Annotated in this window: 20 protein-coding genes; 15 read left to right on the forward strand and 5 right to left on the reverse strand. The window is 49.1% G+C overall.

All coding sequences use genetic code 11. The annotated features are described in order from the left end of the window. The first annotated feature begins 13 nt into the window (after positions 1-13). On the forward strand, positions 14-1,495 hold the full coding sequence (locus KVT36_RS18545) for a RagB/SusD family nutrient uptake outer membrane protein (protein ID WP_217604951.1): 1,482 nt from the start codon (positions 14-16) through the stop codon (positions 1,493-1,495). A gap of 171 nt (positions 1,496-1,666) precedes the next feature. After that, the gene (locus tag KVT36_RS18550; protein WP_217604952.1) at positions 1,667-4,552 is read left to right on the forward strand and encodes a glycosyl hydrolase; all 2,886 of its coding nucleotides are present in this window, start codon (positions 1,667-1,669) and stop codon (positions 4,550-4,552) included. On the opposite strand, the gene KVT36_RS18555 is transcribed toward KVT36_RS18550, so the two are convergent. The 5 genes from KVT36_RS18555 to KVT36_RS18575 all read right to left on the reverse strand — a co-directional run bounded on the left by KVT36_RS18555 (position 4,546) and on the right by KVT36_RS18575 (position 8,064). After that, entirely contained in the window at positions 4,546-5,091 is a 546-nt protein-coding gene (locus KVT36_RS18555; RefSeq protein ID WP_217604953.1) for an RNA polymerase sigma factor, read from the reverse strand. The genes KVT36_RS18550 and KVT36_RS18555 overlap by 7 nt on opposite strands. Positions 5,092-5,352: 261 nt before the next feature. Further along, complete coding sequence (locus KVT36_RS18560; protein WP_217604954.1) at positions 5,353-5,676, reverse strand: helix-turn-helix transcriptional regulator; 324 nt, start codon at positions 5,674-5,676, stop codon at positions 5,353-5,355. A gap of 353 nt (positions 5,677-6,029) precedes the next feature. Beyond that, positions 6,030-7,145 (reverse strand): FecR family protein, encoded by a 1,116-nt coding sequence (locus KVT36_RS18565; protein ID WP_217604955.1) that lies wholly within the window; start codon positions 7,143-7,145, stop codon positions 6,030-6,032. Positions 7,146-7,303: 158 nt separating this feature from the next. Next, positions 7,304-7,597 (reverse strand): RNA polymerase sigma factor, encoded by a 294-nt coding sequence (locus KVT36_RS18570; protein WP_217604956.1) that lies wholly within the window; start codon positions 7,595-7,597, stop codon positions 7,304-7,306. Positions 7,598-7,785: 188 nt separating this feature from the next. Next, positions 7,786-8,064 (reverse strand): hypothetical protein, encoded by a 279-nt coding sequence (locus tag KVT36_RS18575; RefSeq protein WP_217604957.1) that lies wholly within the window; start codon positions 8,062-8,064, stop codon positions 7,786-7,788. Between the two features lie 173 nt (positions 8,065-8,237). On the opposite strand from KVT36_RS18575, the gene KVT36_RS18580 reads away from it, so the two are divergent. The 13 genes from KVT36_RS18580 to KVT36_RS18640 all read left to right on the forward strand — a co-directional run. Continuing rightward, positions 8,238-9,407: a PepSY domain-containing protein gene (locus tag KVT36_RS18580; RefSeq protein WP_217604958.1), complete on the forward strand. Its 1,170-nt coding sequence runs from the start codon at positions 8,238-8,240 to the stop codon at positions 9,405-9,407. Positions 9,408-9,544: 137 nt separating this feature from the next. Continuing rightward, the gene (locus KVT36_RS18585) at positions 9,545-11,989 is read left to right on the forward strand and encodes an ABC transporter permease (RefSeq protein ID WP_217604959.1); all 2,445 of its coding nucleotides are present in this window, start codon (positions 9,545-9,547) and stop codon (positions 11,987-11,989) included. A 203-nt stretch (positions 11,990-12,192) separates the two neighbouring features. Continuing rightward, a complete protein-coding gene (gene bglX, locus KVT36_RS18590) occupies positions 12,193-14,472 on the forward strand; it encodes a beta-glucosidase BglX (protein WP_254640083.1) in 2,280 nt (759 codons plus the stop codon). Between the two features lie 200 nt (positions 14,473-14,672). Then, entirely contained in the window at positions 14,673-15,527 is an 855-nt protein-coding gene (gene hisG / locus KVT36_RS18595) for an ATP phosphoribosyltransferase (RefSeq protein WP_089914118.1), read from the forward strand. An 81-nt stretch (positions 15,528-15,608) separates the two neighbouring features. Beyond that, positions 15,609-16,895 (forward strand): histidinol dehydrogenase, encoded by a 1,287-nt coding sequence (gene hisD / locus KVT36_RS18600; protein ID WP_217604960.1) that lies wholly within the window; start codon positions 15,609-15,611, stop codon positions 16,893-16,895. 51 nt (positions 16,896-16,946) lie between these two features. After that, positions 16,947-18,014 carry a histidinol-phosphate transaminase gene (gene hisC / locus KVT36_RS18605; protein WP_217604961.1) on the forward strand — a complete coding sequence of 356 codons (1,068 nt, stop codon included), beginning with the start codon at positions 16,947-16,949 and terminating at the stop codon, positions 18,012-18,014. Between the two features lie 17 nt (positions 18,015-18,031). Continuing rightward, positions 18,032-19,168 (forward strand): bifunctional histidinol-phosphatase/imidazoleglycerol-phosphate dehydratase HisB, encoded by a 1,137-nt coding sequence (gene hisB, locus KVT36_RS18610; protein WP_217604962.1) that lies wholly within the window; start codon positions 18,032-18,034, stop codon positions 19,166-19,168. Positions 19,169-19,500: 332 nt separating this feature from the next. After that, positions 19,501-20,910 carry an anthranilate synthase component I family protein gene (locus tag KVT36_RS18615; RefSeq protein ID WP_217604963.1) on the forward strand — a complete coding sequence of 470 codons (1,410 nt, stop codon included), beginning with the start codon at positions 19,501-19,503 and terminating at the stop codon, positions 20,908-20,910. 5 nt (positions 20,911-20,915) lie between these two features. Continuing rightward, positions 20,916-21,485: an aminodeoxychorismate/anthranilate synthase component II gene (locus KVT36_RS18620; protein WP_217604964.1), complete on the forward strand. Its 570-nt coding sequence runs from the start codon at positions 20,916-20,918 to the stop codon at positions 21,483-21,485. Between the two features lie 53 nt (positions 21,486-21,538). Next, the gene (gene trpD, locus KVT36_RS18625) at positions 21,539-22,531 is read left to right on the forward strand and encodes an anthranilate phosphoribosyltransferase (RefSeq protein ID WP_217604965.1); all 993 of its coding nucleotides are present in this window, start codon (positions 21,539-21,541) and stop codon (positions 22,529-22,531) included. Between the two features lie 42 nt (positions 22,532-22,573). Then, entirely contained in the window at positions 22,574-23,380 is an 807-nt protein-coding gene (gene trpC / locus KVT36_RS18630; protein ID WP_217604966.1) for an indole-3-glycerol phosphate synthase TrpC, read from the forward strand. A 10-nt stretch (positions 23,381-23,390) separates the two neighbouring features. After that, positions 23,391-24,050, forward strand: a complete 660-nt coding sequence (locus KVT36_RS18635) for a phosphoribosylanthranilate isomerase (protein WP_217604967.1) — start codon at positions 23,391-23,393, stop codon at positions 24,048-24,050. Positions 24,051-24,054: 4 nt separating this feature from the next. Then, positions 24,055-24,427 (forward strand): pyridoxal-phosphate dependent enzyme (locus KVT36_RS18640; protein ID WP_217604968.1); only part of this gene is annotated, 373 nt, incomplete at its 3' end.

The following is a 24,427-nucleotide window of genomic DNA, read 5'->3' on the forward strand; positions in this document are numbered from 1 at the left end:
AAAAACATGTAACATGAAACACACAAGATATTTAGTGCTTACCTGCCTGCTGCTTACCGCCTGCGGAAAAAGCTTTCTGGATATATCGCCTGAGCAGTTCCAGAAAGAAGGTAATTATTTTAAGACCGCCGACCAGTTTGTGCAGGCCTTAAACGGCGCTTATGCACCATTGCAGGGTTTATTCACCGGCAGCCACTGGGTAATGACGGAAATGCGTTCCGACAACACCTCTTACCAGAAGAATACCGGCGATGCTTCCGGTTTTGCACGCGAAGAGCTGGATGAGTTCCGCGAGCAGGATGATAACAATTTTGTATACGCGTACTTTAACTATAGCTACAATGGCATTGCGCGCTGTAACACTGTGCTGGATCACTTAAGCGGCGCCACCATAGACGCCACCATAAAAACGCAGATCACCGGCCAGGCCAGCTTTCTGCGGGCTTTCTATTACTTTAACCTGGTACGCGCCTTTGGCGATATTCCACTGGTTACACATGAAGTAACCTCCACCAACGATGCCTTTAACGTAGCCGAACGTAAACCGGCAGCAGACATCTACACCCAGATCATAGCGGACGCGCAAACAGCTATCGCCAACCTGCCCGATGCATGGACCAACGCCAAGGATAAGGGACGTGCGGTAAAAGCCAGCGCACAAACCCTGCTGGCAGAAGTATACCTTACGCAAAAGCAATACAATAACGCGGTGCCGCTGTTACGCGCTGTTATGCAGTCGCCCAACGGGTACACCCTGCTGCCAGATTATGCCAGCCTGTACACGCTGGCTAACAAGAACAGTGTGGAATCCATTTTTGAGATCCAGTACATGGAAGGCAGCTCTAATGAGTTCAGCGATTTTATGTACCAGTTTGCACCTTATAATGCCGGCAGCGGCATTACCGGTTTTGGTTTGTATACAGGCTCCGGGTCAGGCTGGAACATTCCCACCCAGGATATGCTGGATGCATATGAAGCAGGTGATAAACGAAAGGATGCATCCATCAGCCTTACCTTTACCGATCCCAATACCAGTAAGATAGTACCGTATGTGATCAAGTATAAAACGCCGCATGCCATCCGTTACCAGACAGCCAGCAACTTCCCGGTATACCGTTTTGCAGATGTTCTGCTGATGCTGGCGGAGTGTTTGAATGAAGCCGGTTTTGCAGCTAACGGGGAAGCATATACATTGTTGAACCAGGTACGCCAGCGCGCGGGGTTATTACCCAAAACATCCGGTAACGCCAACCCCGCCTTGAATGTAAGCACGCAGGAAGCCTTTCGCCAGGCTGTATGGCAGGAGCGGAGGGTAGAGCTGGCCTTTGAAGATCACCGCTGGTTTGACCTGCTGCGCACCGGCCAGGGCACTGCCATTATGCAGGCGCATGCAGCCAGGGAAAAGAGTCTGAAAGCTTACCTGGTGCCTGCCGCCTATACCAGCATAAAGCTTATTTACCAATACCCGCGCAGGGAAGTGCAGCTGATGGATTAAATGATACCAAGGTCATTGCGAGGCCGTGCGTCAGGACCAGCGGGAAGCAGGGCCGAAGCAATCTCCTGCCATTCGGGAGATTGCTTCGGCGCCCACGCTTAGCACCTTCGCTTTACGCCTCGCAATGACGGATAATCATTATAATTTTACATTTCTTTCATAAATACGCGTATGAGATCCAGCATAATCTTAACCGGCCTTTTATCCGGTTTGTTACTATCACAACAGGCATTTGCACAACAACCCAATAACAATACAAATACACAACTCTCTGAAACGGCCTTTCAGCAGCCGCCAGCTGCCTACGGCATCCGCTGCTGGTGGTGGTGGCTGAATGGCAATGTAAGCAAACAGTCCATTACCCGCGACCTGGAAGCCATGAAGGCAAAGGGTTTCAGCGGGGCCTGTATCTTTGACGCAGGCGGGCAGGATCAGCGGGGAAATAGTAATGTACCCGAAGGCCCCCTGTTTGGCTCAGCCGCCTGGCAGGAGCTGTTCCGCTTTGCCGTACAGGAAGCACACCGCTTAGGTTTGGTATTAAGCCTTAACATACAAAGCGGCTGGAACCTGGGCGCACCGGATGTAAAACCGCAGGAAGCCGCCAAACGTTTAACCTGGTCGCAAACCATCATCAATGGTAATCAGAACTACGTACAGTCCTTACCGGTACCAGGGGCGCGGGACGGGTTTTATAAAGACATTGCCGTGCTGGCCTTCCCCTACAGGGATACCACCGGCATACAACCCCTGCATAACCTGAAACAAAAAGCAGCTTTTGATGAAGTAGGCGGCTCTGCTACGGATACACGCTTTCTGCTGAATGAGGATACCACCAATAATAAGCTGGTACATGCACAGCACAGCGCTGTTATTAACCTTACGCAAAAAATGAATGCACAGGGTGTCCTCAGCTGGAAAGCGCCTGCAGGCAAATGGGTGATCCTAAGATTTGGGTACACCCTCAACGGCGCGGAAATTTCTACCTCTAGCGGTAAATGGCAGGGCTTAGTAATTGATTACATGAGCCGGCAGCATTTTACCAGGTATTGGAATACGCATGTAGAGCCGCTGCTGCAAAGCATTGGCAAGGATGCGGGTACCACGCTGCGTTATCTGCAAACAGACAGCTGGGAGCTGGGCGGCATTAACTGGACAGAGGATTTTCAGCAGGAGTTCCGCAACCGCAGGGGATATGATATACTCCCTTACTTACCTATAGTAGCCGGTAAGCTCATTGACAGCCGCGAGGTGAGCAACCGTTTTTTAGCAGACCTGCGCAAAACCATCAGCGATTGTATAGCCGATAATCATTACAAGGTTTTCCAGGAAAAAGCGGCCGCTTATGGCATGGGAATTCAGCCGGAAAGCGCCGGCCCGCACGCCGGACCCTTTGATGGATTAAAGAATTTTGGGCATAGTGAAATTATGATGGGCGAGTTTTGGTCGCCCTCCGCACACCGCCCTTTGCCGGAAAGCCGTTTTTTTGTGAAGCAGGCCGCCAGCGCAGCGCACATCTACAATAAAAACCTGGTAGGCGCAGAAGCTTTTACCACGATTGGCCACCACTGGGACGATATTATCTGGAAAGAAATGAAACCCAGCTTTGACCATGAGCTGTGTGCAGGCCTGAACCTTACCTTGCTGCATACCTTTACCAGCTCGCCGCCTGAAATGGGTTTGCCGGGGCAGGAATATTTTGCAGGCACGCACTTTAATCCCAACATAACCTGGTGGAAATATTCAGATGCCTTCTGGAGCTACATGGCCCGCGCGCAGTACATGATGCAGCAGGGCCGTTTTGTAGCGGATGTGTTATATTATTATGGAGATCATGTACCGAATATTGCACGGCTGAAAGAAGATGATCCCGCGGGCGCTTTACCCGGGTACGATTATGACGTGATCAATGAAGAGCGGTTAATGGCCTTACAGGTACAGCAAGGCTGGATCACATTGCCGCATGGTATGCGTTACCGCGTGCTGGTATTGCCCAAACACCGGGTAATGTCACTGGCTGCATTGCAAAAAATAGATCAGCTGGTAAGTGCCGGCGCCACGGTAATTGGCCCGCGTACACAGCGAACTGTAAGCCTGGAAAAGTATGCTACTTCCGGCAAAACATTACAACAGCTGGTAGCGCATTTATGGGGCACAGACAGTACGGCCAATCAGCAAGCAGGCAGCCGGGCAGTAGGCAAGGGGCATATGGCCTGGGGTTACACTGCCGCAGAATGGCTGGCCTTACAGCACATAGCGGAAGACTGTCATTTTGAAGCGCCTCTTACAGATACATTTGGATATATCCATCACCGTTGGAATGAAGCGGATTATTATTTCATTAGCAGCCGGAAGCAAACAGCCACAAAAGCTACCGTTAGCTTCCGGGTAAGCGGGCGCCAGCCGGAGTTCTGGGACCCGGTAAGCGGCCGCACCCAAGCGGCAGTAGCGTATACACAGGAAAAAGGTGTTACTACGGTGCCGGTATCTTTTGCGCCTTATGGCTCCTGGTTTGTAGTGTTCCGCAAGCCTGTGCCGGTTACACAGCAAGGCACAGCAGCCACCAACTTCCCGGAGTTTAGGGTAACAGATACCCTGCAGGGGCCCTGGCAATTACACTTTGATGAACGCTGGGGAGGCCCGGCATCTGTGGAGTTCCCGTCCCTGACCAGCTGGACGGAAAGGCCGGAACCCGGCATCCGTTACTACTCCGGCAGCGTGGTATATCATAAGGAGTTTAATTATGATCCAAAGCAAAAGCACATTTACCTTAACCTGGGCGCTGTAAAAGATGTAGGCATTGCCGGGGTAAAATTAAATGGAAAAGAGATCGGGGTATTATGGACGCCGCCTTATCGTATAGCCTTAAACGATATACAACCGGGTAAAAATGTACTGGAAGTAGAAGTGATCAACAGCTGGCGTAACCGCCTGGTAGGCGATCGTGATCAGCCGGCGGAAAAACGGTTCACTAAAACCAATATCACCATCCGCCCGGAATGGCAGCTGCTGGAATCCGGTTTATTAGGGCCGGTGGTATTGGAAATGCAGGATCAGTAATGAAGCTGGTGGCTGCGCAGCAGCAGGTTACGTACAATGCGCAGGGAGCGCGCCAGCTGGTGTTTGACGGTAGAGGGGCTGATGCCAAGCTGTAAGGCTACTTCCTTACGGTTCATACCATCAAAATAGGTATACCGGAATACCTGCGCAGACGCGGGCGGTACCTGCTCTACCACCTGCAGCACGCGTTCCCAGAAATCACTGATCTCAGCAGGCTGCAGGGGCAGCTCGGCAGCCTGCTGTAACAGCAGCTTTAATTTCTTCCGGCGCAAAGCCTCATCCCGTAGCCGGTTCAGGCAACGGTTCTTCATGGCGCAGTGCAAAAAACTTTTTAGTGATATGGTTACGTTCGTGAATAATTGTTTCTCCCAGCAATCCATAAAAAAATCCTGCACAACATCATGCGCTTCAGTTTCATCTTCCAGCAGCGTATAGGCTATATAAACCATCCAGCGGCGGTACTGGCTAACGAGCTGCGTAAAAGCAGTAACATCACCAGCCTTCAAGCGGTTCAATAAGAGTTGATCATTCGGATTCATACTTCCGTAATTGGGTAAGATGAATAATGAAATGCAGCTAAATTCAGGACAAAGTGAACAGTAGGAATGTATCAGTATAGGAGTGTTCCTTGAAAATATACGGCATACCCGGCCGGCCGGATCTTAGGCCTGGCATATTTATAATTTACTAAAATGTCCTGTGATGGCTGCTTGGGAGGACTGAAGTATTATTTATAGCGCGATGTAATTATTCTGAGCGTTATAGGCGCAATCCCCCTAGGGCGGTGGGGAAAATGACAACTATTTTTTCTTCCGGGGCTGCGTTTTTTCCAGGAAATTTTCCAGCGCATCCAGTTTCCCGGTCCAGAAAATACGGTACTTTTCAGTCCACTCCGCTACCTCCTGCAGTTTTTGCAGCTCCGCATAACAATACCGTTCCCGGCCCTGTTGTTTGATCACCACCAGCCCGCACTCCGTGAGTATCTTTATATGTTTGGAAATAGCTGGCCGGCTGATATCAAAGTTCTCTGCTACCGCATTCAGGTTAAGGGCCTGCTGGGCCAGCAAGTGTATAATTTCCCTTCTCGTTGGATCCGCGATCGCCTGGAAAACATCCCGTCTCATGATAAATGTAATTAGCCGGGGATGAAAAATTCCCCTGCCACAAAAATAATGAAACCTTTTGGTTACTGAAAGATTTTTGCCAGCGGATGTAGTCTTTGCAATGCTTTACTGTAGCCGGATTGCCGTAGTGGCTTATTACAAATACCGGGTTAAAACAGGCCGGTCATAACGGGGGAATGTACCTGATCTGCCAGGGCGTCTGTAAAAAGCAAATTGGCGGCCATGGCCGCCAATAGTGCATTTGTGGCGCATGCCGGCATCACCCGGAATGCGCCGGAGGTACTTATTATTCCCTTGTAACGTACCTCAACCTTTAAGCAATATATAACAGCAGTAATGCTGTATTAAGCAGTTTATCTGAAGTGCAGTATACCCTGCCTGTCAAAGTAATAATCTACCCCGGTCATATTCTTCACATCATCCATAAACTCCTGGATGGGTTTATACTTATCCACCATACCGTTAAAGTGAATATCATGGCCCTGTAGGCCGCTGTCTATAACCGCTTTAATACCCATATGGCGGTACAGGATCAGGCAGATATCTGGCAGGGAGGCCTTATCAAAGAAGTGTTTACCGGCTTTCCAGCCCAGCACCGTTTTTTCGTCAAAGGATTGTGTATATAAGCCATCGGGCGGCGTGTACACCGCTTCCATACCGGGTTTTACCACTACAGCTGCGCCATGGGTGTTCATTTTAACAGACCCGCTTACCAGCGACAGGCGCACCTGCTTTGGGTTGTAGACATTAATATTAAATGCCGTGCCCAATACCTGTACGGTGCTGTTAGGTGTGTGTACAATAAAAGGCTGGCCGGCATCAGGGGCCACCTCTATAAATGCCTCCCCGCTCAGCAGGGTAATTTCCCGGCTGCTGCCATTAAAGCTAAAGGGAAACTGCAGGCGGGTATCGGCATTCAGCCATACAGCTGTACCATCGGACAGGGTAACCCTGTACGATTTAGCTACCGGCACTATCAGCGTATGCTGTCCGCCATATACAGAAAAATTGTCTGGGCTGCTAAAAGTGAGCTGGTCTGACGCATTGTGGAGCTGCACATCGCCCAGGCTGATGTTGGTGGTTTTGTCTGACAGCAGCACGGTTTTACTGTCGGCCAGCTGTAATACCACTGCCTGCGGGGATTCGCCGGCAGTAACAGCAGCTAAGGGTGGTTTTGTTTTACGGTTCGTTAAAAAGTAAAGCCCCGCGCTGCTTACCAGCAGGCCTGCCAGCACAGCTGCCATGGTATATTTACCAAAGCGGTGCAGGTGGGCGGTGCGTGGCCGGGTTTTGATCATGCTTAAAAGATCGGTCCAGTCCTCATCCTCCTTTAAACGTTCAAGATCCTCATGACCAAAGGTGATCTGTATTGCGTGGAATGCTTCCTGCATGGATTCATCTTCCCGGAGCTGCGCTTCCAGGTAATGCAGGTCTTTCGTGGAGATCACGCCGGCAACTTTCTCAAACATCAGTTGCCATAGGTGTTCGTTCTGTTGTTGTGTGTGTGTCAAGGCTACAAAGTTGTTTCGTTGGCAGTCATACAAATAATGACATGGTCGAAGTAGAAGTAATAATAGTACTACCGGTCAATAAAATGACATATTGTTGATCTATTCCCGAAGATTTATCAGGGGTACATGTTTACCTGTATACCCTGTTTTTTGCAACGCTCTGTAAGGGTTTTGAAAAGAAAAGTCCTTAACGGAACGCGAACATCCTTAAATAAATTTTTATCCCAGCATTCTATAAAAAAGTCTTCCACCAGGGTTTTGGCTTCAGCTTCATCGGTGAGATAAGTAGTAGCTACCACCAGCAGCCATACACGGTATTGACGATAGGCATCGTTCAACGCATTTGGGTCGCCCGTTCTGAGTCTGCGTAATAATTGTTTGTCATTGTGTTGCTCCACTTTTCGTTTCATACACTAGATTTGGTTTTTCTGTTCATAACGTTGGCCCGTAGCCGGTATATGATTCCCGGTGTCTACGATACAATAGCCGGAACCAGGCAACAATTCTAAGGAAGAGCATCTAACTTTCAGGGCAAGGTTCGTAATTCTTATGACAAGCAGTTGTGCCTAACTTATACCAACTAAAAGTACAGAAAATATTATTTGACCGTTGTTAACGTAAATAATTTTTTTTGTGAATGATCATAACCGTAACTCTGTAAAAACAGGCGGGCATGATCCTGTGCAATTAATACGGCACCAGGCGGGTTGCGGAAATAAGGGTTACCGGATAAGTATATGGTTTCCGCTTTACCGGCATCAGGAACCGGCAGGTATTTTAACCGGTAAAAAGCCCCGCGGTGGAAACGTCGTGTAGGCCACGCTGTTATAGATCCGTCCCGGGGCCATTGCCCTATCCGGTTCAGTTTTTTTCGCATCCCGTAAATAATTTTCCCGATCCCGTAAACACTTTAGCCGCTTTAATCGCAATTTTGCCGGGTAATCTGATAAGTGACAAAGGCATTAACAAATGGGGACGATAGCTGTAAGGCAAACGTTTTTATATGTTAAATACCTATAATAAGGCGTGTTAGGCCGCCGGCTTTACCATATGGGAACTAAGAAAAAGGATCTGAAGTACTGGATTGGGAAAATACATCTTTGGCTGGGGCTTAGCTCCGGCCTGGTAGTTTTATTCCTGGGTATTACCGGCTGTATACTGGCCTTTGAGCACGAAATTGAAAGTGTAACTACCCCTTACCGGTATATTAAAAATGAGCAGCGCCCTTTTCTGCCGCCCTCTGTATTAAAGGCCGCCGCAGAAAAAGCCCTGCCCGGCAAGCTCCCGCACAGTGTAAGCTTTTTCCCCAAAGACCGGGCCGCGGAAGTAGCCTTTTATGCGGCCGACCCGGAATATTATTACATCGTATACTTTAATCCCTATAGCGGGCAGGTGTTGAAGGTAAAGGATATGAACCGCGATTTTTTCCGGATCGTGATCATGGGCCATTACTATTTATGGCTGCCGCCCGCCATTGGCCAGCCCATTGTAGCCAGCGCCACCCTTATTTTCGTAATCATGCTTATTACCGGCCTGGTATTGTGGTGGCCTAAGAACCGGGCAGCCAGCAAACAGCGCTTTTCCGTAAAATGGAATGCCCGGTGGCGGCGGGTGAACTATGACCTGCATAATGTGATGGGCTTTTATATTAGCTGGGTGATCATTTTTATAGCCCTTACCGGTTTGGTGATGGGCTTTCAATGGTTTGCCAAAACCGTGTACTGGACAAGCTCCGGCGGTAAAAGCCTGGTGGAATATTACGAGCCTTTCTCTAAAAAGAACACCGCTGCATTGGCCGCTGCCACCCCGGTTACAGACCGGCTCTGGGAAAAAATGAAAGCAGATTATCCCAAAGCGCAGATCATAGAAGTGCACTACCCGGAAAGCGATACTGCCGCCATTTCTGCCGTAGCCAACCCGGATCTGGATACTTACTGGAAGCAGGACATTCTCTTTTTTGATCAATATACCCTTCAGGAAATACCGGTTACCCACTCCTACAACCGTTTTGCTAAAGCATCTGCTGCGGATAAGCTGGCCCGTATGAACTATGATATACACGTAGGCGCCGTACTGGGCCTGCCCGGCAAGATCATGGCTTTCTGCGCCAGTCTTATTGCCGCCAGCCTGCCCGTTACCGGCGTTTATATCTGGTGGGGCCGCAGGCATAAGAAAAGCAAGGCCAAACCCGTGGCCGCCAAGCAGGCGGTAATGGCGTAACCCGCGTCCAGATTCGAACACCCCACTGCCTTAAAACCGGACATTTTCCCTTGCTATTACATCACAATCATCTGGTAATCAATCCCCACACAATCCAGCACTCCCTTTGTGTGCCCTTATATGCTTAATTCCCGGGTATGTTTAAAAACTATCTTAAAACCGCCTGGCGCAATATGTGGCGCAACAAGGTGTTTTCCATTATTAACGTGGCTGGCTTAGCCATTGGCCTGGCTTGCTGCATGTTTATTTTACTGTATGTGCAGGATCAGTTCAGCTATGACCGGCAACACCGGCGCCCTCAGGACCTATACCGCCTGGGTACTATAAGCATTGGCCGGGAAGGGGCTATTCCCAATGCCGTGAGCGCCGCGCCCATTGCGGCCGCCCTGCAGCAGGAATTCCCGGAAGTAGAGCAGGCAGCCCGTTTGTTTGTGCCCTATAACGAGGATAAGAGCCTGTTGCAGTATTATGAAGGCGGCGCCTTGGTGAAGTCGTTTTATGAGAGCCATGGTTATATGGCCGATGCGCCTTTTTTCCGCATATTCAACTATCATTTTACAGAAGGCGACCCCTATAATGCCCTGCAGGAGCCCAACACTGTGGTGATCTCAAAAGAAACCGCCGCAAAATTATTTGGCGCTGCGCCCGCATTAAATAAGATCATCCGCATTAATAACAGCAACGGGCAGATTGATTACCGCATCACCGGCGTGTTCAACCCAACCGGCAAATCGCATATTGACGGTACCTTTTTTATGTCGCTGCAAAGCGGGGGTATGGGCGAGTTTGCGCGTACCACTACCGACTTTGCCGTTAATAATATCTTCTATACTTATCTCCGGCTTAAACCCGGCGCCCATGCGGCAGTGCTGGAAAGTAAATTCCCTGCCTTTATAGAAAAATATGAGCGCAAATGGCTGAAAGCAGCCGGGTTCGATAAAAAGCATTTCCTGCAGCCGGTAACAGCTATTCACCTGCACTCCCACCTTGACGCGGAGTTTGCCCGTAATGGCAGCATTACCTATGTATATATGCTCATCCTGATCGCGGTGTTCATACTGGTGATCGCCTGCATTAATTTCATGACCCTTTCCACTGCCCGCAGCAGCAAACGTGCGGTGGAAGTGGGGATCCGCAAAGCCATTGGCGCCGGTAACGGCTCGCTGGTGCAGCAGTTCATAGGCGAATCGGTGCTGGCCAGCGTAATTGCATTAGTGCTGGCCGTTGTTTTACTGGCCTCCCTGCTACCCTTGTTCAATGATGTTTCCGGGAGCGCCATCACCTTAAATGTGCTGGCCAATCCTTTGTACATATCCGCTTTTATTACACTTACGCTGGTGGCGGGTTTGCTGGCCGGCAGCTACCCGGCTTTTTACCTTTCCGCCTTTCGCCCGGTACAGGTATTAAAGGGGCGGCTAAAGAATAGTTTTGCCGCGGTGTTCGTGCGCAAGGGGCTGGTCGTTTTCCAGTTTGCCATTGCCATTTGCCTTATTCTGGCTTCCATCATCATTTTGCAGCAAATGCGGTATATGCAGCACCAGCAGCTGGGCTTCCAGCAATCGCAGCAAATAGTGATACCCCTGAGAACAGAACATGCCAGAAAGATGTACCTGGCCTTTAAAACGGAAGTCAAAAAAAGCAGCCTGGTAGCAGAGGCTTCCGGCTGTGACACTTACCCCGGCAAAGCCGTAGTTGCTGATAAATCTTTTTATACGGAAGGTAAGTCATCCAAAGAAGGAATAGCCATCCGCTCCAACTGGGTAGACTATGATTATGCCGCCACATTGCAGATCCCCTTGCTGGCCGGCCGCTTTTTCTCCAACGGATTTGCAGCAGATACTGCCGGTTTTAACAAGATCGTGTTAAATGAAAAAGCCGTCCGCGAGCTGGGCTACCAGCCGGCAGAAGCTATTGGCAAACGCATTTTCTTTGACTGGCAGGACCACAAGTATACCTACGAGGTCATTGGCGTAACGAAGAACTTTCACTTTGAAGGTTTGCAGGAACCCATTAAATCTTACAGCTTTGAAATGCAGCAGGGGCAGTATAACTACCTGATGGTGCACCTCAATACAAAGCAGCTGCAAAGCGCCCTGCAATCCCTGGCCGCTACCTGGAAAACCCTTAACAGCGAAGAGCCTTTTGAATATTACTTTTTAGACCGGCAGTTCCAGCATAATTATGAAATGGAACGGCGTACCGGTACTATCATCACCATTTTCACCATTATGGCCGTATTTATTTCCTGCCTGGGATTATACGGCCTGGCCCTGTTCACGGCAGAGCAAAAGGTGAAAGAGATCGGTATCCGTAAAGTGCTGGGCGCCTCTGTAAGTCAGGTAGTAAGCCTGTTATCCAAAGAATTTTTGCAGCTGGTAATTATAGCAGCGCTCATAGCCGCGCCCATTGCGGGTTGGGGCATGCAGCAATGGCTGCAGCATTTTGCCTACCGTATCAGTATCCAGTGGTGGGTGTTTGCAATAGCAGCTTTACTGGCGTTATTAATTGCCTTTTTTACTATCAGCTTCCAGGCGGTAAAAGCCGCAGTAGCCAACCCGGTAAAGAGTTTAAAAACAGAATAATTATAAAAGATATCCTTTGAGAGGGAACAGGCTGTATCAATATATGATACAGCCTGTTTTTATTTGGATACCCCGTGGTTTAATGGAATAAGACAGAGATAACTTATCCTGGAAAAGGTTTACAGATCGATTAAATAATCCGGTTTGAAGTTTACAATAGCCGGGTTACGTACCTTTAACCCTATCTAAACAATAAGCACGTCATGAAACGGATCCTTACCGGCAGTATAATGGCCCTCCTTGCCATTGTACTTGCAGCCCCAGCCCAGGCCCAGCAAACATCAGCAGCTAAAAAGCAATTCCTTACCCAGCTAATACAGCGCATGACGCTGGAAGAAAAAATAGGCCAGCTTAACCTGCTCACCAGCGATATGGATGTTACCGGCCCCTTCGTTAGGCCGGGTTATAAAAAAGATATTGAAGCCGGTTTGTGCGGATCTATCTTTAACGCCTACACGCCGCAGTATACCCGCAAACTGCAGGAAATGGCTATGGGCACCCGTCTGAAGATCCCCCTGTTATTCGGTTACGATGTGATCCATGGCCATAAGACCATTTTCCCCATTCCCTTAGGCGAAGCCTGCACCTGGGACCTTGGCCTGCTGGAAAAAAGCGCGCGTATTGCCGCACAGGAAGCCAGCGCCGATGGGCTGCACTGGACCTTTAGCCCCATGGTGGATATTGCACGCGATCCCCGCTGGGGCCGCGTGGCCGAAGGGGTAGGGGAAGACACCTGGTACGGTGTACAGGTGGCCAAAGCCAAGGTAAGGGGCTACCAGGGTACAGACCTTGCCGCCAATAATACCATACTGGCCTGTGTAAAACACTTTGCTTTATATGGCGCCGTGGAAGCAGGCCGCGATTATAATGTAGTGGATATGAGCCGCCGCCGCATGATGCAGGATTATTTACCGCCCTATAAATCGGCCATAGATGCGGGCGTAGCTACGGTAATGACCTCCTTTAACGAAGTGGATGGCATACCCGCTACCGGCAACAAATGGCTGATGACGGAGCTGCTGCGCAAGCAATGGGGCTTTAAAGGTTTTGTGGTAACGGATTATACCGCTATCAATGAAATGATCAATCACGGTGTACCTAAAGATGAGTATGAGGCCGCTGCCCTGGCCCTGAATGCCGGGGTGGACATGGATATGCAGGGCAGCGTATTTGCTACCCAGTTAAAGAAGCTGTTGCAGGATAAAAAGATCACACTGCAGCTTATCAATGATGCAGTGTACCGCATTCTTGCCGCCAAGTATGATCTGGGCCTGTTCAAAGATCCCTTTAAGTATTGCGATACCCTACGCGCCGCTAAAGAGATCATGAACCCCGAGAATTTACAGGCTGCCCGCGAAATAGCGCAACGCTCCATTGTACTGCTTAAAAATGAAACACAGCTGCTGCCGCTGAAAAAGCAGGGCAGCATTGCCCTCATAGGCCCCCTGGGCAACAGCCAGCGGGATGTGATCGGTAACTGGTCGGCCGCAGGCGATGCCGGCAAAGCAGTGAGCTTATTACAGGGCATTCAGAACAAGCTGGGTACAGCCGTAAAAGTTAGCTATGTACAAGGCGCCCATATAACCAGCGATACCGGCTTATTAAAAAAGGCCATGCAAAAACAGCGGCTGGAAGCAGCTGATACGGCCAACAGCGCACAGCTGTTATCCGAAGCAGTAGCGCTTGCAAAGCAATCAGATGTTGTGATCATGGCCCTGGGCGAATCGCAGGGCATGACGGGCGAAGCAGCCAGCCGTTCCAACATCAGCATACCGGAAAGCCAGCAGGAATTATTAAAGGCAGTATACGCCACCGGTAAACCAGTGGTGCTGGTATTAATGAATGGCCGCCCGCTTACGCTGGAGTGGGAAGATGCGCACATTCCAGCTATTGTAGAAACCTGGTTCCTGGGCACAGAAGCCGGTAATGCTATTGCAGATGTGCTGTTTGGCGATTATAACCCTGCCGGTAAGATCACCATGAGCTTTCCGCGGAATGTGGGCCAGATCCCTATCTACTATAATCACCGCACCACCGGCCGCCCCATTGATCCTAACAACAAATACTCATCCAAATACCTGGATGTATCCAACGAACCGTTGTATCCCTTTGGATACGGGTTAAGCTATACGAAATTCACCTATGGCAGCCTGCAGCTGAGCAAGCCGCAGATCACGGCTGCCGCGCCTTTACAGGTAAGCGTGAATGTTAGCAATACCGGCAGCTACGATGGGGAAGAGGTAGTGCAGCTTTACATCCGCGACAAGGTTGGCAGCGTAACCCGCCCGGTAAAAGAGCTGAAAGGATTTAAAAAGATCTTTTTGAAGAAAGGAGAAAGTCAAACCGTAACATTCGCCATTAGCGTGGAAGACCTGAAATTTTACGACAAGGATATGCGGTGGACCTATGAGCCGGGCGCCTTTACCGTATTTGTAGGCGCTAACAGCCGCGATGCGCAGGGTGTGGACTTTACTTTGAATTAATGGGCAATTAATTTTGATTTTCCACATTTCTTACTATTTTTGCCCCGTCATTATGATCACTAACGTACATACCCATCATCACCACCATACTTACCACACCGGTAGGCAGGGATGATATTATGTATATAAAATATATCTAAATATCAGCGGCTTACCGGAAAAGGTAAGCCGCTGTTGTTTTTACTGAACATTCATCTTTTATGAAGCTTAAACTCGCCATCCAGAAATCAGGCCGCCTGCACGACGATTCTATTAAACTGCTCAAAGAATGCGGTATAGACATCAACAACGGGGTTAACCGGCTAAAGACAGAAGCCAGCAACTTTCCCCTGGAAGTATTTTTCCTGCGCGATGATGATATTCCGCAATACGTAGAAGACGGTGTAGCCGACTTAGGCATAGTGGGTGAGAATGTAGTGATGGAAAAGAACAAGCAGGTACAGGTAGTAGAAAAGCTGGGTTTTGGAAAATGCCGTTTATCCGTAGCCGTACCCAAAGCCATGGACTACAGCGGTGTGCAGGACCTGCACAAGCTGCGCATTGCCACCACTTACCCGGTAATTGTAGATGATTTCCTGAAAAAGAACAGCATTACCGCAGAGATCCATGAGATCAGCGGATCTGTGGAAATAGCGCCTGGTATTGGTTTGGCAGATGCTATCTGTGACCTGGTGAGCAGCGGTTCCACCCTGTTCATGAACGGCCTTAAAGAAGCAGAAGTGATCCTGAAATCAGAGGCTGTGCTGATTGCCAACAATGGGCTGAATGCCGCGCAACAGCAAATACTGGACAAGCTGCTGTTCCGCATAAAGGCAGTAAAAAAGGCAAAGAACAACAAGTACATTCTGCTGAATGCGCCTAACAATAACCTGCAGCAGATCATTAGCCTGCTGCCTGGTATGAAAAGCCCCACCGTGCTGCCGCTGGCAGAAGAAGGCTGGAGCTCCGTACATTCCGTACTGAATGAAAATGATTTCTGGGACATTATTGAAAGCCTGAAAGCCGCCGGTGCACAAGGCATACTGGTAGTGCCTATTGAGAAAATGATCATCTGATTTTAGATTGATCAAAGTGGTCCCTTCATTCAGTCGCTGCATTTAATTCGTAATTGATAATTCGTAATTGACAATTGGCTCATGCAAATATTTGAGTATCCTGATAACGCATCCTGGCCGGCACTTTTACAACGCCCGGTAATGGATACCACTGCGCTGGAAAGCAATGTGGCCGCTATTTTGAAGGAGGTGCAGCAACAGGGCGATGCCGCTGTTCGCAAATACGCTTTACAGTTTGATAAGGTACAGCTGAATGAGCTGCAGGTAACCGAAACGGAATTTGCACAGGCCACCGCAGTTTTAGACCCTGCCCTGAAACAAGCCATTCTGCAGGCTAAACAGAATATTGAAACCTTTCACCGCGCGCAGCAGGAAGCCGGTAAAATTATAGAAACCATGCCCGGCGTGCATTGCTGGCGTAAATCCCTGCCAATTGAAAAAGTAGGGTTATACATTCCCGGTGGTTCTGCACCCTTATTCTCTACCATCCTGATGCTGGGCGTACCCGCTGTAATAGCCGGCTGTAAAGAGATTGTGCTGTGCACGCCCTCCAATGCTGCCGGTGAGGTGCATCCTGCTATCTTATTCGCCGCCCGCCAGGTAGGTATTGACCGGGTATTTAAAATAGGCGGTGTACAGGCCATTGGCGCTATGGCATATGGTACCGCTACCGTGCCTAAAGTGCATAAGATCTTTGGCCCGGGCAACCAGTATGTTACCTGCGCTAAACAATTGATCAATAAGGACGGTATTGCCATTGACATGCCCGCCGGTCCTTCGGAAGTAGCTGTGCTGGCGGATGAAAGCTGTGTGCCTGCTTTTGTAGCTGCAGATCTTTTATCACAGGCAGAACATGGTCCGGATAGCCAGGTGCTGCTGGTAACCACCAGCGCTGACGTTATTAAACAGGTACAGCAGGAGGTAGCCGAACAGCTGGCAGCGCTGCCCCGCCGCAGCATAGCCACGCAGGCGCTGGAACACAGCCGTTTGGTGCTGGTAAAAGATATGGACATTGCCATGGAGCTGTTGAATGCCTATGCACCGGAACATCTGATCATTGCCTGTAAAGATGATATTACACTGGCAGACGGTGTAGTGAATGCAGGTTCTGTTTTCCTGGGCAATTACTCACCGGAAAGCGCGGGTGATTATGCCTCCGGCACCAATCATACCCTGCCCACCAATGGTTATGCCCGTGCATACAGCGGCGTATCGCTGGATAGTTTTGTGAAAAAGGTCACCTTTCAGCGTCTTACACAGGAAGGTTTGCAGAATATAGGCAACACCATTGCCGTAATGGCAGCAGCGGAAGGGCTGGATGCCCACAAGCGCGCCGTTACCATTCGCTTAATTAATAATCAAAAATGAATAATTAACAATTGTAGTACCGGTACTTCCTTGCACAATTAATTCTCTTTTATGTTCGATCTAAATAAACTACTTCGTAATAACATCCGGCAGCTGGTGCCCTACTCCTCTGCCCGTGATGAGTTCAAAGGAGAGGCCCGCATTTTCCTGGATGCTAATGAGAATAGCTTTGGCTCCCCGCTGCCAACAGATTACAACCGCTACCCGGATCCCATGCAGTGGAAGCTGAAATACAAGCTGGCAGATATCAAAGGCGTACCGCCCCAGCATATTTTTATAGGCAATGGCAGTGATGAGGTGATAGATGTGCTGTACCGTGCATTATGCAACCCCGGTGTGGATAATGTGATCCTTTGCCCGCCTACCTATGGCATGTACGAAGTAAGCGCGCACATTAATGATGTGGTGATCCGGCAGGTAAGTCTTACTGAAGATTTTCAGCTGGATATGCCAGCGCTGCAGCAGGCCATAGATGAGCATACGAAGCTGATCTTTGTTTGCTCTCCCAACAATCCTACCGCCAACTCTATTAACCGGGAGGATATTGAAGTGCTGCTGAATAGTTTTGAAGGCATCCTGGTGGTGGATGAAGCCTATATTAACTTTGCCCGTCAGAAAACATTTATCCAGGAGCTTACGGAATATCCTAACCTGGTAGTAATGCAAACCCTTTCCAAAGCATGGGGCCTGGCTGCATTACGTGTGGGAATGGCTTTTGCCAGCGAAGAGATCATACAGGTGATGAACAAGATAAAACCGCCGTATAACATTAGCCAGGCAGCACAGGAGCTGGCATTGCAGGCCCTGGAAAATATAGCGCAGGTAAATGAGTGGATCCGGGAAACCGTGATTGAAAGGGATAAGCTGGCAGCCTCACTGGAAAAGCTGCCGCTGGTAGTAAAAGTATATCCCAGCGATGCGAATTTTATACTCGCTAAAACCATTGATGCCAAAGCCATTTATCAATACCTGGTAACGCTGGGCATTGTAGTGCGCGACCGCTCCCGGGTGGAGTTATGCGCCGGCTGCCTCCGCATTACCGTAGGCACACCGGAGGAAAACGAAAAGTTAATAGCAGCATTAGCGGATTATAAAATTGAAGTAGGAAGTATTAAGTAAGTCAAAACATCATTTGCATGAAGCGTGTACTTTTTATAGATCGTGATGGTACCCTTATCAAAGAAGTACCGCCCACTTACCAGATAGATACCCTGGAGAAAATAGAATACTATCCCAAAGTATTCACTTATATGGTGAAAATAGCCACAGAGCTGGATTATGAGCTGGTAATGGTAACCAACCAGGATGGCATGGGTACGGAAGCCTTCCCGGAAGCGCATTTCTGGTTAGTGCAGAACAAGATCATACAGGCGTTTGAGAACGAAGGAGTAGTATTTAAAGCCATACATGTGGACCGTACTTTTCCGCATGAGAATGCACCTACCCGCAAACCCGGTACCGGTATGCTTACGAAATACTTCTCTGCCGACTATGACCTGGCTAACTCTTTTGTGATAGGCGACCGTATCACCGACGTGCAGCTAGCCAAGAACCTGGGCGCCAAAGCCATCTGGATGAATGAAGGCACGGGCCTGGGAAGCGCGGAAATAAAGGATGCCGCTGCTGCTTTGCAACCGGTAATAGCCCTGGAATCAACCGACTGGGCAAAGATCTATGAGTTCCTGAAGCTGGGTTTAAGGACCGTTATGCATACCCGTACTACCAAAGAAACCGATATCAGCATTTCCCTGAACCTGGATGGCAAAGGGCAGGCGTTTATTGAAACCGGCCTGGGTTTCTTTGATCATATGCTGGAGCAGATTGCCCGCCATGGCAATATTGACCTTACCATTAAGGCCAAAGGCGACCTGCATATAGATGAGCATCATACCATAGAAGATACCGGTCTGGCGCTTGGAGAGGCCATGGCTAAAGCCCTGGCGGACAAACGTGGCATGGAGCGTTACGGTTTTTGCCTGCCCATGGCCGATTGCCTGGCCCAGGTAGCCATTGACTTTGGCGGCCGTAACTGGCTGGTTGGGGATGCTAAGTTTAACCGGGCGAAGATAGGAGAGATGCCTACGGAAACGTTCTTCCACTTCTTTAAGTCCTTTTCAGATGCCGCTAAGTGCAACCTGAACATTAAGGCAGAGGGCGAGAATGAGCATCATAAGATAGAAGCCATCTTTAAAGCCTTTGCCAAAGCTGTTAAAATGGCTGTGCGCCGCGATCCGTCTAATTTGCAGCTGCCCAGTACCAAGGGGGTATTGTAGGAGCTGAAAGCGTAAAGCAGAAAGCATAAAGCCTGGATGTCCAGCGCCTGGGCTGGTTGCTTAAGGTTTAGGCTTATTATCCGGTGGCACTCGGCTTTCTGCTTTGAGCTTTCCGCTAAAAAAAATTTGCATTTTCTAAAAAAACAACCCATATTTGCTCCCGTAATGAAACAGAACGTAACATACAAGCATTGGTGGTGGCACGGAATCATATCCTGATCTGTGTTACAGTGCCATAAATTTGTATGAACAAATATATTCAGAAGGCTCGCTGTTACACAGCGGGCCTTCTTCCTTTTAGGCAACTTCCGACTTCAAAATCTCAATAATACATGCGTACCATTCAAGTAAGAACGAGATCCAAACAAATGCTGGCAGATGTGTACACCCCGGTGGGCATCTATCTGCGCCTGCGCGATAAATTTCCCGGCACAGTGCTGCTGGAAAGTACGGACTACCGCGCCAGTGAGAACAGCTTTTCCTTTATCTGTGTAAAGCCCATAGCCGGAATTGAAGTTACCTCTACCTCCAATTTTGAGTTCAAGTATCCCAACCTGCCGGTAGAACGCAAGCAGCTGAAGAATAAAGAAAATGTGCTGGATGAGCTGCAGCAGTTCTTAAACCAGTTCAGCTTCTCCGGCCAGGTGCCCTTACCCGTGGTACGCAGCCTGTTCGGATACACCACTTTTGATGCGGTACAGTTCTTTGAAACCATTGAATTTAATAAGCAGAAACCCAATGGCAACACCATTCCGTTGATGCGTTACCGTTTTTACCAGTACGTAATAGCCATTAACCATTTTAAAGATGAGCTGTACCTCTGCGAGCACCAGGTAGATGGCCTGGACAGTGAGTTTGAGCTGATAGAATCCCTCATCAAACATAAAGATGTGCCCACCTATGGTTTTACTGCGGTAGGCAATGAAGAAAGCAACATGACGGATGCGGAATATATGCAGATGGTAGAGCAGGGCAAACAGCACTGTTTCCGGGGCGATGTTTTCCAGGTAGTGCTGTCACGGGCCTTCCAGCAACGTTATAACGGTGATGAATTTAATGTATACCGCGCCCTCCGCTCCATCAATCCTTCCCCTTATCTCTTTTACTTCGATTACGGTGATTATAAGCTGATGGGTTCTTCGCCCGAAGCGCAGCTGGTCATCAAAGACAATAAAGCCACCATTCACCCCATAGCAGGCACTTTCCGCAGAACCGGCGATGATGAGCAGGACCAGCAGCTGGCCGATAAATTATTGCTGGACCCGAAGGAAAATGCAGAACATGTAATGCTGGTGGACCTGGCCCGTAATGACCTGAGCCGCCATGCCAGCAATGTAGAAGTGGAATCGTATCGTAAGATCCAGTTCTACTCGCACGTGATACACCTGGTAAGTGAAGTAGTAGGCAAGATCCAGCCCAATGTAAATCCTTTCTCCCTGCTGGCGGCCACCTTCCCGGCCGGTACCTTAAGCGGGGCGCCCAAATACAGGGCTATGGAGATCATTGACCAATATGAGCCTACTGCCCGCGGCTTTTATGGCGGCTGTATTGGCGCGGTAAGCTTTAACGGCGATTTTAACCACGCTATTATGATCCGCTCTATGCTTAGCAAATCCAATACGCTGTATTACCAGGCCGGCGCCGGTGTGGTAGCCAAATCCGTAGCCTCTTCAGAGCTGGAAGAAGTAGGCAATAAACTGAATGCATTAAAACAGGCCATATTGCTGGCCCAAAAAATATAAGTGTGATGAACATACTGGTATTCGATAACTACGATTCTTTTACCTATAACCTGGTACACCTGGTTGAGAAGATCATTAACGGCAAGGTGAAGGTATTTCGCAATGATGAAATACCCCTGGAGCAGATCAACGAATTTGATAAGATCATTTTATCACCAGGGCCCGGTATACCGGAAGAAGCAGGTTTATTATTACCGCTTATTAAAGAGTACGCCCCTGCGAAATCCATCTTTGGCGTATGCCTGGGCCAGCAGGCCATAGGACAGGCTTTTGGCGCAAACCTTATTAACCTGAAAGAAGTATACCATGGCGTAGCTACTCCGGTGAACATTGTATCCCGCGAAGGACGTTTGTTTAACGGGCTGCCCGATGAGCTGGAAGTAGGCCGTTACCACTCCTGGGTAGTAGATGAAAGCACCTTACCTGCTGAACTAACTATTACCGCACGTGATGAGCATGGGTATATTATGGGGCTGCAGCATAATCAGTATGATGTAAGCGGGGTGCAGTTCCACCCGGAAAGCGTGCTGACGCCGCATGGCGAAAAGATCTTACGGAACTGGCTGCAAATGTGATCCGTGTACCACACATAGAATATCAAATGCTAACTGCTTTTACCTGATACATCATGAAAAAAATACTCAACTACCTTTTTGAACATAAAACATTTACCCGGGAGGCTGCAAAGGATATCCTGATCAGCATTTCCAAAGGCATGTATAACGAAAGCGAGCTGGCCGCCTTTATGACGGTGTTCCTGATGCGCAGCATTACCATCAATGAGCTGCTGGGTTTCCGCGATGCCTTGCTGGAGCTGTGCATACCCGTGAAGCTGGATGATTACGATGTGCTGGATATTGTGGGTACCGGCGGCGATGCCAAGAACACATTCAACATCTCAACACTGTCGTGTTTTATTGTGGCCGGTGCAGGCGCTAAAGTGGCCAAACATGGTAACTATGGCGTATCCTCCATTAGCGGGGCCTCTAACCTCATGGAAACAGCGGGTTATAAATTTAAGAATGATGAAGCTAAATTGCGGGCGGAAATAGAGGAAGCAGGCGTTTGTTTTCTGCATGCGCCGCTGTTTCACCCGGCACTGAAAAATGTAGCCGGTATCCGCCGCCAGCTGGGCATTCGTACGTTCTTTAACATGCTGGGACCATTGGTGAACCCGGCCTTTGCCAAACACCAGCTCATAGGCGTGTACAGCCTTGAAATGGCGCGGGTATATAACTACCTGTTCCAGCAAACAGATAAGCAATACGCCATTGTACACAGCATGGATGGTTATGATGAAATATCGCTTACTGCTGATGCCCGCATTATTACCAACAAAGGTGAGCAGGACTGGACACCGGAACAGCTGGGCCGCCGCAGGGTGCACCCGGAAGATATTTACGGCGGTAATTCCGTAGAAGATGCTGCCAAGATCTTTATGAAGATCTTAAAAGGAGAAGGCAGCTGGGCGCAAAATTCCGTAGTGCTGGCCAATTCCGCCATGGGACTGTATTGTATGGGTAAGTATGCTGACTATACGGATTGTTTCCAGGCAGCAGTTACTTCCCTGGAATCCGGCGCCGCACATAATGCATTTAAGAAATTGATCGATATGCAATGATCTTGGATTTAGTGAAAATCTAAGATTGTAAATAAGTAAACGATGAGTAATATTTTAACTGAAATAGTAGCGCATAAGAAGATAGAAGTTGCGGCCCGTAAGCAACAACGCAGTGCAGCAGAGCTGGAGCAGGCGCCGGCATTCAAACGTACGCCGTTATCACTGCGCCGGTTCTTACAGGACCCTGCCAAAACCGGCATCATTGCGGAGTTCAAACGCCGCTCACCCTCCAAGGGATTGATCAACGGGAATGTAACAGTACAGGATATTACCACGGCATATACCCGCTACGGCGCCTCCGGCCTTTCCGTATTAACAGATGAGAAATTCTTTGGCGGCACCGCCGATGATCTCCAGCAGACAAGGGCAGCCAATAACATACCTATTCTGCGTAAGGATTTTATGATCGATGAATACCAGATCATAGAAGCAAAGGCAATAGGTGCAGATGTGATATTACTGATCGCAGAATGTTTAACAGCCGCAGAAGTAGCACAGCTGGCTGCCTTTGCAAATAATCTTGGGCTGGAAGTATTGCTGGAAGTGCACAGCGAATCGCAGCTGGAAAAAGTAAGTGAGCATGTGCACCTGGTAGGTGTGAATAACCGCGACCTCACCACTTTTAAAGTAGACTTTAACCGCTCCTGCGAGCTGGCGCCTAAGATACCAGCCGGTAAGCTGAAGGTAGCAGAAAGTGGTATCAATGATCCCGCAGCTATTATAACACTGAAGCAGGCCGGTTTTGAAGGTTTCCTGATCGGCGAGCATTTTATGCGGCAGGAAGATCCGGCCAGGGCCTTTGAGCAATTTGCTGCAGCTATTAAGAGCGGAGAAAAAGTAAAAGGATAAATACTAATTAATGGAACTCAACATAAAAGTATGCGGTATTACCCGGGAGCAGGACCTACAAGCCCTGGTGCAGTATGGTGTGAACTATGCCGGTTTTATCTTTTATGAAAGATCGCCCCGTTTGGTAACAGGTAAGCTGGATGCAGCTACAGTACGCAGCACTACCGGTATAAAAAAGGCAGGCGTGTTTGTGGATGAAGATCTGCAAGCCGTGCAACAACAGGTAGCCGATTACGGGCTGGATCTGGTGCAGCTGCATGGCAATGAAACACCGGAATATTGTGCTGCCATCAGGAAAGCAGTACCGGTGGTAAAAGCTTTTCGTATAGGGGAGCAGGTGAGCTGGCAGCAGCTGGAGCCCTTTATACCGGTAAGCGACTACTTTTTGTTTGATACCGCGGTAGGAAAATCCTACGGTGGTACCGGCCAGCAGTTCAACTGGGACCTGCTGAAAAGTTATCCCTTCAGCCATCCTTTTTTCCTGAGCGGTGGCATTGGCCCGGAACACGCAGCAGCATTGTCTGAGCTGGAATTGCCGGCTTTATTTGCAGTGGATGTGAACAGCCGTTTTGAAACAGCACCCGGTGTAAAGGATATAGAGAAGGTGCAGGGGTTTGTGGAAGCGGTCCGTGGATCATCAACGATCAACTTTTTAAATCAAAAAAACTAAAAGAATGGAGATTGCGGTAAATACAAAGGGCTCCAAATACCATGTGAACGAAAAGGGTTATTACGGCAGCTTTGGCGGGGCATACATTCCCGAAATGCTGTATCCCAATGTAGAGGAGCTGCGGCAGAACTACATGCAGATACTGGGCGACCCTGGTTTTCAGCAGGAGTTCACCCAGCTGCTGAAAGATTATGTGGGCCGTCCGTCGCCGCTGTACCTGGCTAAACGTTTGTCTGAAAAATATAAGGCCAACATCTACCTGAAGCGGGAAGACCTGAACCATACCGGTGCACATAAGGTGAACAACACCATTGGGCAGATCCTGCTGGCGCAGCGCCTGGGCAAAAAACGCATTATTGCGGAAACCGGCGCAGGCC

It is taken from the genome of Chitinophaga sp. GbtcB8 (assembly GCF_019091455.1).
In the GTDB taxonomy this organism is placed as follows: domain Bacteria; phylum Bacteroidota; class Bacteroidia; order Chitinophagales; family Chitinophagaceae; genus Chitinophaga.